9 protein-coding genes are annotated in these 9690 nt (G+C 66.5%); 6 read left to right on the top strand and 3 right to left on the bottom strand.

Annotation, left to right across the window (positions count from 1 at the left end):
- Positions 1–88: 88 nt before the first annotated feature.
- Both HV773_RS24380 and phbB read right to left on the bottom strand, forming a co-directional pair.
- On the bottom strand, positions 89–379 hold the full coding sequence (locus HV773_RS24380; protein WP_129563724.1) for a BON domain-containing protein: 291 nt from the start codon (positions 377–379) through the stop codon (positions 89–91).
- A 157-nt stretch (positions 380–536) separates the two neighbouring features.
- Complete coding sequence (phbB, locus tag HV773_RS24375; protein ID WP_129563725.1) at positions 537–1283, bottom strand: acetoacetyl-CoA reductase; 747 nt, start codon at positions 1281–1283, stop codon at positions 537–539.
- 180 nt (positions 1284–1463) lie between these two features.
- Here phbB and HV773_RS24370 point away from each other — a divergent pair, with 180 nt between their 5' ends.
- The 3 genes from HV773_RS24370 (at position 1464) to HV773_RS24360 (ending at position 4270) form a co-directional block, all read left to right on the top strand.
- Positions 1464–2294, top strand: a complete 831-nt coding sequence (locus HV773_RS24370) for a universal stress protein (protein ID WP_129563726.1) — start codon at positions 1464–1466, stop codon at positions 2292–2294.
- A gap of 51 nt (positions 2295–2345) precedes the next feature.
- A complete protein-coding gene (locus HV773_RS24365; protein WP_129563727.1) occupies positions 2346–3158 on the top strand; it encodes a universal stress protein in 813 nt (270 codons plus the stop codon).
- A gap of 62 nt (positions 3159–3220) precedes the next feature.
- Positions 3221–4270 (top strand): Acg family FMN-binding oxidoreductase, encoded by a 1050-nt coding sequence (locus HV773_RS24360; RefSeq protein WP_129563728.1) that lies wholly within the window; start codon positions 3221–3223, stop codon positions 4268–4270.
- A 77-nt stretch (positions 4271–4347) separates the two neighbouring features.
- Here the strand turns inward: HV773_RS24360 and HV773_RS24355 are convergent, their stop codons facing one another.
- On the bottom strand, positions 4348–4809 hold the full coding sequence (locus HV773_RS24355) for a hypothetical protein (RefSeq protein WP_129563729.1): 462 nt from the start codon (positions 4807–4809) through the stop codon (positions 4348–4350).
- A gap of 211 nt (positions 4810–5020) precedes the next feature.
- On the opposite strand from HV773_RS24355, the gene HV773_RS24350 reads away from it, so the two are divergent.
- The 3 genes from HV773_RS24350 (at position 5021) to HV773_RS24340 (ending at position 9428) form a co-directional block, all read left to right on the top strand.
- Positions 5021–6445, top strand: coding sequence for an MBL fold metallo-hydrolase RNA specificity domain-containing protein (locus HV773_RS24350; RefSeq protein ID WP_129564437.1), 1425 nt, complete (start codon positions 5021–5023; stop codon positions 6443–6445).
- A gap of 224 nt (positions 6446–6669) precedes the next feature.
- Positions 6670–8784, top strand: a complete 2115-nt coding sequence (locus HV773_RS24345; protein WP_129563730.1) for a PAS domain-containing sensor histidine kinase — start codon at positions 6670–6672, stop codon at positions 8782–8784.
- Complete coding sequence (locus tag HV773_RS24340; RefSeq protein WP_129563731.1) at positions 8781–9428, top strand: response regulator; 648 nt, start codon at positions 8781–8783, stop codon at positions 9426–9428. Before HV773_RS24345 ends, HV773_RS24340 begins: the two co-directional genes overlap by 4 nt.
- Positions 9429–9690 lie beyond the last annotated feature (262 nt).

Genomic DNA, 9690 nt, shown 5'->3' with positions numbered 1-9690 from the left:
CTGCATCGCCGGCAGAAGCAGCCTCATGTTATCCGCAACCTGTTTCAGGAGAAGCATGTTCGCTACGCAGCTTGATCCAATATACGCACTATTTATTGAACTGGTCAGTAAGCACCTCGCGCACGATGTGTGCGATGTCCGCATCGGTGCGCATATCGTCGCCCGGCAAACGCACATCCAGCTCGACCACCAGCGCGCGCACACCGCCCACGCGCTGCGCCGCCTGCTCCGCCGCGATCTTTTCTCTCAGGCTCGCGAGATGGCCAGCAAGCGTCACGACGCCGTCCTTCACCTCCACGCCGATATTCGAAGCCGCGACCGCTGGCTCCCACTCCAGTTCCGCTTCCACGTCGTGCTTGAGCTGCAAATCGGTTTTCATCGCCGTCTCCATCGAAGCCAGTCCCGAACGGACCCTCGCTGCGAGCTTCGCATGGGGCGCAGCCTTGCGACTGATCTGCATCAACTGGCGGATCGCGCGCCGGTTTGTCGTCACTGCGTCGATCCGGCGCGCGGGGCTGATTTTCAGACGTTTGCGGTCAATGCATGTGCATTCCGCCGTTGACGGCAAAGTTGGCGCCCGTCGCGAATGCGCCGTCGTCGGAGCAAAGGTAGGCGATCAGCGACGCCACCTCTTCCGGACGCCCAAGCCGGCCCAGCGGAATCTGCGGGAGGATGCGCTTTTCCATGATGTCCTGCGGCACGGCCTCCACCATGGCGGTCGCTAGATAGCCGGGCGAGACGGTGTTCACCGTGACGCCGTGCTTCGCGACCTCGAGCGCCAGCGACATCGTGAAGCCGTGGATGCCGGCCTTGGACGCCGCGTAATTGGTCTGACCGAATGCGCCGCGCGAACCGTTCACCGAGCTGATGTTCACGACGCGGCCAAAGCGCCGCTCCACCATGCCGGGAAGGAACTGCCGGGTGAGATTGAAGACGCCATCGAGATTCGTGTGCATCACTTCATCCCATTCGCGCTTCGCGAGCTTCAGGAAGCTCGCATCGCGCGTGATGCCGGCGTTGTTGACCAGAACGTCGACCGCGCCCAGTTGCGACAGGACCCGCTGCGCGCACTCGACGCATGAGTCGTAGCTCGCCACGTCGATCCCGAACGCGTGGAACGTGCGGCCCGCCGCGCGCTCGCGATCCAGCCAGTGGACCACGTGATCGTTGTGCTCCGAATGCGAAACCGCGACCGTCAGGCCCGCATCGTGCAGCCTTCGGCTGATCGCCTCGCCCAGACCGCCCATCCCGCCGCTCACAAAAGCAACGCGTTCACTACGCATGATCCATCCTCCTCGCTGGTTGGCGACCGGCCGCGATTCGGCGCGACCGGAACAAGGCCCCACTGTAGGTTCCGCCTTCTGCTCACGATTGACTCAGGTCAATTGCGACCGGGCTTCGGCGCCTAGACTGAGCCGCACGAGACACCGCTTCGGTGTTGCATCCACCGTGGAGCGCCGATCATGGAGTACCGCAACATCCTGGTTCACCTGGACGAAAGCGATAGCGCGCGAACGCGCCTCGATGTCGCGCTACGCGTTGCCAAGCGGCACGGCGCCCATCTCAGCGCACTGTTCGCGCCTGTCGTGCCGGAGCACGAGGCGGCCTACGCATTCATTCTGGACACCGAGTATTGGTCTCAATGCCGGCATGAGCACGAAGCGCGCCGCCGTGCGCTGGAGCATCACTTCTTCGCCCGCCTCGCCGATGCGGAATTGAAAGGCAACTGGCGCACCGCGAATCACGCACAGCATGAGTTGCTGGTGCGCGCCCGCTTCGCAGACCTGATCGTTCTGGGTCAAGGTGCCCCCGAGAACCCCGACGTGTCGCTCGCCAACCGGCTGCAGGTGCGCGTGACGCTGAGCGCGGGACGGCCGGTCCTGTGGGTGCCCTATGCGGGCAGCGGCTCCACGGTGGGCGAGCGCGTCATGGTCGCGTGGGATGCGGGCCAGTCGGCCACGCGCGCGCTATATGACGCGTTGCCGTTCATGCGCCTAGCCGAGCGAACCGAGCTCGTGACCTTTACGCCCTCGCGCAAGGACCGGGAGCGCATTCCGGGCGCCGACATCGGCCTCGTCCTCGCGCGTCACGGGCTCGAGGTGCACGTCACGGAATTGCATCCGCCGCCGACGATCACGGTTGCGGACGCGCTGCTCGCGCGCGCCGCAAAGACCGGCTGCGATCTGATCGTGATGGGCGCCTATGGTCACGCGCGCTGGAAAGAGCTCCTGCTCGGCGGCGTGACGCAGACAGTGCTCGGCTCGATGCCGGTACCGGTGCTGATGTCGCATTGAGCGGACCGCTTCGCCGTGTGAGCCTCGCCATTGATATTCAGGGAAAACGCCATGGGCTACAAAACTCTGCTCGTCCATCTCGACGATTCGGCGCGACGCGAAGCGCGTCTGGCACTCGCGCTCGATCTGGCAGGGCGCTTCGACGCGCACCTCATCGGTCTGTATCTGCCGATGCCGCATCCGCGCACGCCGGCAGCGGGCAGCGCGCCTGCGCTGGAGCAACGCCGCGAGCAAGCGCAAGCAGCGTTTCTCGATGCGGGCGCGCGTGCGAGCTGCATGGTCGAATGGCGCGCGCCGCAACCCGGCGACACCGCGACCGCGGTGCTGCATGCCCGTCACGCCGACCTGCTCGTGCTCGGGCAGCGCGAACGCGACGACCTCGCGATCGACCTGTCCAGCGACTTCCTCACCGATCTCCTGATGACGGCCGCGAGGCCCGCCATCGTGGTGCCGCATTCCGGCTCTTTCCCGACCGTCGCGCAAAACATCCTGATCTCCTGGGACGGTGGCCGCGAAGCGGCGCGCGCGGCCTCGGATGCCTTGCCGCTATTGCGTCGCGCCAATTGCGTCTCGATCGAGGTGGTCGCCGCGCGTCACGGCACCAAACGCATGCGCGCCGAAGAAGAGGCGGCGGATGCCGCGGCATGGCTGGATCTGCACGACGTCAGCGCATCGTTTCACGAAAGCGCCCGCGACCCGGGCGTCAGGACGGGCACGGCGCTGCTGAGCCGGGCGAGCGACCTGCACGCCGACCTGATCGTGGCGGGCGCTTACGCGCATTCGCGCATCCACGAGCGCGTGCTTGGCAGCGTGACGCGCAACCTGCTCGAAACCATGACAGTCCCGGTCTTGATGTCCCACTGATTCACCATTGCGCGTCGGTGCGTCTTGCGTACTGCTGCGCGTCTTCACGACAGGAGCTGACCATGCTCGACAATCCAGCCGCAATCGCCGCCAGAGGCAGCGCCTGCCAGGAAGCACCCCGAAGCGCACCGGAGGACACGCGCGCATTCGCCATGCGCTTCGTCGCGCGTCATGCGACGCTTGCACCGTCGAGCCACAACAGCCAGCCCTGGCGCTTCGTGCTAGACACGGATCGCGTGATGCTGTGCGCGGACCGGTTGCGCGCGCTGCCCGTGGTGGACCCGTACGATCGCGAACTCATCATCAGCTGCGGCGCGGCGCTCTTCAATCTGCGCGTGGCGATCGCGAGCCTCGGCATGGGCTACGCGATCACCCTTTTCCCGTCGAGCACCGACCCCGATGTGCTCGCCGAGGTGCATCTGCTGCGCGAGCGCACCACAGCGCCGGAGTTGTCGCCGCTCGTGAGCGCGATTTACGAGCGGGTCACCACGCGCCATCCATTCTCGTCCGAGGCGGTCGACGCCACAATCGAGCGGCACCTGATGGACGCCGCGCGCGCCGAAGGTATCGAGGTCGCCTGCGTGAGCGCGAGCGAGCCGCGCAACGCGGTCGCCGACCTCGTTGCCGAAGCCGACCGGCAGCAGTTCGCCGATCCGCGCTTCAGGCGCGAGCTCGCGAAATGGATCCACCCGCGCCGCACCGGCGACGGCATGCCGGCCTACGCGGCCGGAATCGGCGGCCTGCTCGATTTCGCGAAACCGCTCGTGGCCTCGGCGATCCGGACGTTCGATCTCGGCGGCGGCGTGGCAGCCACGCATCGCGATCTGGCGGCCGGGTCACCGCTGCTGCTGTGTCTCGCGACCGGCGTCGACAATGCGCAGGCCTGGCTCGCCACGGGCCAGGCGCTCGAACGGGTGTTGTTGCTGGCGACCCTCCACGGTCTGTGCACTTCGTATCTGAACCAGCCCATCGAAGTACCGGAGCTGCGCCCCCGGCTCGGCACGCTGATGGGGCTGCAGGGCCCGTACTTTCCACAACTGCTGTTGCGCATCGGTCACGGAACGCCCGACGCGGCGACGCCGCGACGCCCGCTCGAAGAGGTCATGTCCTGAGCGCCTGAGCATTCGCGGGTTTGCCAGCCGCCAAACCAGCTTCAAACCGGCCCCAAAACCGGCGCGCCCCGACTCGTTCATTGCGCGCCGCCTACCTCGTGCGCGAATTCTAGCTGGGTGTCGCGCAACTGCGCCGCGCAGGAGCGGTAGAGCCATCCCGGCCCATTGTCGAAGCTGCTGTACATGCCCCGGCACATGCCCTTCAGGCGAACGGTCGTAGCTCCATCAGCCGCTGTCTCGCGTACCGCCCAGAAATACGCCACGCCGAATTCGTGCGGCATGCGCGTTTCGATCGTCTCGTCTGTGACCCGTTCGATCCGCGTGGGCGAATGCAACTGTACGAACGCCCGTGCGTGGCTCCATGCCTGCGCACAATCGCCGGGCGCCGCGCAATGGATCACCGCCTGCTCACGTGCGGCCTCCAGGCCGGTTTCCGTGTGACGGAAGGCCTCGCGGCTCGCATCGGTCGCGCACGCCGCAAGCAGTGCCGTAAGCAGGACCGGGACCAGCGCCCGGCGCAAACGCGATCCATGAATCATGGCTCGGACTCCTACCCGGAATACCGGCTCGCGACGGCGAGCCGCACGCCCCAATGTACGAATCGTCCGGTCCAGCCAGATTGATCTGGCTCAAGCGAGGCCCTCGCCCGCCAATGGCTTCCGCCCTGATCCAGGTCAATTGCGTGGTAACGAAGTACGCTCCAATGAACCCCAGACGCACCCTGAATGGGTGCATGGCGAGGAGAGCATGATGAAGCTGACTTTTCTGGGCGCGGCGCAAACGGTCACGGGCTCGCGCTACCTGCTGGAAGCGCAAGGCAAGCGGGTGTTGATCGACTGCGGGTTGTTCCAGGGCACGAAGAACCTGCGGCTGCGCAACTGGGAGCCGTTGCCATTTCCGGCCGATACGCTCGACGCGGTCATCCTCACGCATGCGCATATCGATCACTGCGGCTATCTGCCGGTGCTGGTGCGCCATGGATTCCGCGGACCGGTCTATTGCACGCCGGGCACCGCCGACCTGTGCGAAGTCATGCTGCGCGACAGCGCCCGCCTGCAGGAGGAGGACGCCGCGTTCGCGAACCGCCACGGCTTTTCGAAGCACCATCCCGCCCAGCCGCTCTATACGCTCGAAGACGCCGAGGCGGCGCTGCGGCTCATCGGCCCGCGCGAGTTCGATGTGCCGGTCTCGCTCGGCGAGAATCTGATTTTCCGCTTTCTGCCTGCCGGGCATATCCTCGGCGCCGCGAGCGTCGTGCTGTGCAGCGGGCATACGGTGCTCGCGTTCTCCGGCGACCTCGGACGCCCCGACGACCCGCTCATGCGCGCGCCGGTGCCGCCCGTGCATGCCGACTATCTCGTGGTCGAGTCGACCTATGGGGACCGGCTTCACCCCGCCCTCAATCCCGAAAACGAGCTGGCCGAAATGTTCGCGCGCACCTTCGCGCGCGGCGGGATCGTGGTGATGCCCTGCTTCGCGGTCGGACGCGCCCAGGAGGTGCTTTACTACATCGCGCACCTCAAGGAGGCGGGGCGCATGGCGAACGTTCCGGTCTATCTCGACAGCCCGATGGCGATCAGCGTCACGGAACTCTATCGCCACCACATGCGCGAGCACCGGCTGACCATCTCGCAGTTGCACGCCATCGACCACGCGGCGTTCATGACGCGCAGCGTCGACGACTCGAAGGCCATCGCTTCACGCAACGGGCCGATGGTCATCATCGCGGGCAGCGGCATGGCCACGGGCGGGCGCGTGCTGCATCACCTGAACCTCTATGCACCCGACCCGCGCAACACCATCGCGCTGGTGGGCTACCAGGCGCCCGGCACGCGCGGCGCGGCGCTGGAAGCGCACGCACCGACCATCAAGCTGCACGGCGACTACGTGCGTGTGCGCGCCGAAGTGGCTTCAATTTCCTCACTCTCCGCGCATGCGGACTACCGGGAGACGTTGCGCTGGCTGGCCGGCATGACGTGCCCGCCCACCCGCACGTTCGTGACGCACGGGGAGCCTGCGGCGGCCGACGCGCTGCGCCGGCGCATCGCCGAAACGCTGCACTGGGACTGCTGCGTGCCGGAGCAAGGCCAGACGATCGAACTTCCCGAGAACCCCGTTCGTGCGCGCCCATGCCCACCCCACGAACCCGCCGATGCAACGCGGCCGGTGGCATAAGCGGGCTTTCCCCGAGCGGCGCGCATCAGCCCGCGAGGCGGGACTGCGCGCTGCGCCGCACAACGTGCAAGTTTTTTGGGACACGCGTTTGCGCCGCACGTAAAATTGTGCCAGGCAGCCCCTGCGATGTCGTGCATCGGGCTTTCTCACATGCAGTCGCTACTTCACACGCATGGCTCACGCATCCGTTCCATACAGACTTAATTTCGTTTTGGACCGTTGCCATGAGCACAGGCGCTAAGCCGCACGAGAACATCACGCACGGCGCGGCGCGCACGCTCCTTGTCCGGGTTCGCCAGCCGGGTGTGGCATCCGTGCTGGCGTTCATCGTCGTTTTGACGCTCGCGGTCGCCGTCGCGGCGTTTGTCGCGCAGCAATGGCAGATCGCCGCCGGACAGCGCTTTGCCCGCCGCGCGTCCGCGCTGCGCGAGACCGTCGAACAGGCGCTTATCGCCGACGAAGCCATGCTGCGTGGCGCGCGCGGGTGGCTCGCGCAAACCCCAGCCCCCAACGCCGAAGACTGGCAGCGCAATGTCGCCGCTGCCGACCTGGAAAACTCACGCCTCGCAGTCGTCGCCTTGGGCTATGTTTCGCAGCCCTCTGCGCAACCCTCAGGACAGCAAAACGCGGCGCCCGCGCAGCCCGATTCCGCTCCCCTATGGGCCGGGCCCGCCGCCGCGCCCGGCAATGCGTTTGCCCAGAGCATCGCAAGCGTGGTGGCGCGCCGCTACGCCGTGCAAACCGGCAAGGCCGGGCTCACAGCCGAGCCGGCCTCGGATGCCGCCCCGCCTCGCCTGATGCTTTATCTGCCCGTCTACACCTCGACGGCGGCTGCGCACGTCGCGCAGCCGCCGCTCGCGGGATTCGCGGTTGCGTCGCTCGACGCACAGCGGCTCTTCGAACCGATACTCGCCGCCCAACCGGATCTCGCGCTAGCCGTCCATGCAGGACAGCCGGCTGTCGAGGTTTACCGCAGCGCGCCGACCGAAGACGCCGAAGTCACGCCCGGCGCGCGCTTCGAGCACCGCGACACCATCGCGTACGGCGGCGCCACCCTCACGCTCGATGCGAGCACGAACGGCAGCCCGCTCGTCACGGGCGCGGCCACCTGCGCCGCAGCCGTTCTGCTCGCCGGCGCCGTCGCGGCTGCCCTCTGTGCCGCGCTCGCATACCGCCTCGCGCGGGCGGCTCCCGCCCTCGTGCCCGACCCCGCCGAAACCGATGCTCGCCTGAACGAAGCGCGTCTGAACGAAGCGCGCATGATGAGCATCATCCGTTCGTCGATGGAGGCCATCATCACCGTGGACGAAACGCAGCGCGTCGTGATCTTCAATCCCGCCGCCGAGTTCGTCTTCGGGCTCTCCGCCATGGAAGCGATCGGCTCCCCGCTTTCGCGCTTCATTCCCGAGCGCTTTCGCGGAGCCCACGCACGCCACGTCGACCAGTTCGGCGCCACCGGCGTCACCGAACGCCAGATGGGCCGCCAGCAGCGCGTGCTGTTCGGCCTGCGCGCCAATGGCGAGGAATTTCCCGTCGAGGCCTCGATTTCGCAGATCCGCGATGCCTCCGGCAAGCTCTATACGGTCATGCTGCGCGACATCACGGAACGGCTGCGCGCGGAGAACTCGCTCAAGCGCTCGCGCGAAGAACTACGCGAACTCTCGGCCAACCTGCAGAACGTGCGCGAAGCCGAAAAAACGCGTATCGCCCGTGAGCTTCACGACGATCTCGGCCAGCAGCTCACGGCGCTCAAAATCGATCTTTCCACGCTCGCGCACCGGCTCGGCGGCGCCGTCGGCGACGACATCGCCGCGCGCCTCGACGGCATGAGCAAGCTGATCGACTCGACCGTACGGGCGGTGCGGCGCATCGCCTCCGACCTGCGCCCCGTCATGCTCGACGACCTCGGGCTCGTGCCGGCCATCGAATGGCTCGCGAACGATTTCACGAGCCGCTATGGCATCACCGTGCAGCGGCACATCCACACCGGCAACACGGCGTTTTCGAGCGCTGCGGCCTCCGCGCTGTTTCGCATCATCCAGGAAGCGTTCACCAACGTCGCGCGCCACGCCGAAGCAAGCGTCGTCATCTTGACACTCGAAGTCGATAGCCAGCACTGCGCCCTGCGCATCGCCGACAATGGCCGCGGCGCGCGGGACGCTCTCGGCGACCCGCTGCGCCGCGACCGCCATGACAAATCATTCGGATTGCTTGGCATTCGCGAGCGCGCGCATATGTTCAACGGAGTCGTCGAGATCGATACGGCGCCCGGGGAAGGCTTTGCCATTTCCATCACATTCGAGATCGATGCCCTCGTGTCCGAGGAGACCGCTTCATGATCAAGGTGATCCTCGCCGACGACCACGCGCTCGTGCGTGACGGTCTGCGCCGCATCCTCGAGGACGCACACGATTTCGAAGTCGTGGGCGAAGGCTGCGACGGCGCCACCACGCTTGCGCTCGTGCGCGAGCGCGATGCGAAGGTGCTGGTGCTCGATCTTTCCATGCCGGGGCGCAGCGGCGTGGATCTCATCAAGCAGATCAAGGACGAACAGCCAGCGCTGCGCATTCTCGTGCTGACCATGCATGCCGAGCAGCAATACGCGGTGCGCGCGTTCAAGGCCGGCGCCTCGGGCTATCTCACCAAGGAAAGCGCCAGCGCGGAACTCGTGAACGCCGTGACGAAGGTCGCCACGGGCGGCGTCTACGTGAGCATGGCCATGGCCGAGCGCTTTGCGCAAAGCCTGAACGAGCCGGCCGACACCCTGCCGCACCAGCGGCTCTCCGACCGCGAGTTCGAGGTGTTCCGGCGCCTCGCCAACGGGGAAACCATCGGCGAAATCGCCCAGGCACTGTGCGTGAGCGCGAAGACGGTCAGCACCTACAAGGTGCGCATTCTCGAAAAGATGGAGATGCCGCACGAGGCCGCCCTCGTGCGCTATGCCCTGCGCCACAAGCTGCTCGACGATCAGGACGAGCCCTGACCCTTCCCTGCGGTGTATCGCCGCAGGCTTCAGCGTCGCGTCGTCGCACATCTGTAGGAATTGCCCTACACGGCTTCTATCCTGCGTACGCTGCTTTCCATCGCCGCCGATTTATTTTCGAGATGGCGTCGCCGATACTGCCTCCATGGAAGCCAAACTGATTCGCCCGAAACTGCGTGAACCACGCACGCACCTCGGGCGATGAACTGGAGACTGTCATGTATGCCGAGCCCGCCTGCGATTCCTCCATGCCTGTTCCTGC

Source organism: Paraburkholderia caffeinitolerans, assembly GCF_902859945.1.
GTDB classification, from domain to species: Bacteria; Pseudomonadota; Gammaproteobacteria; order Burkholderiales; family Burkholderiaceae; genus Paraburkholderia; species Paraburkholderia caffeinitolerans.
This window is presented reverse-complemented; position numbering and strand designations above follow the sequence as displayed.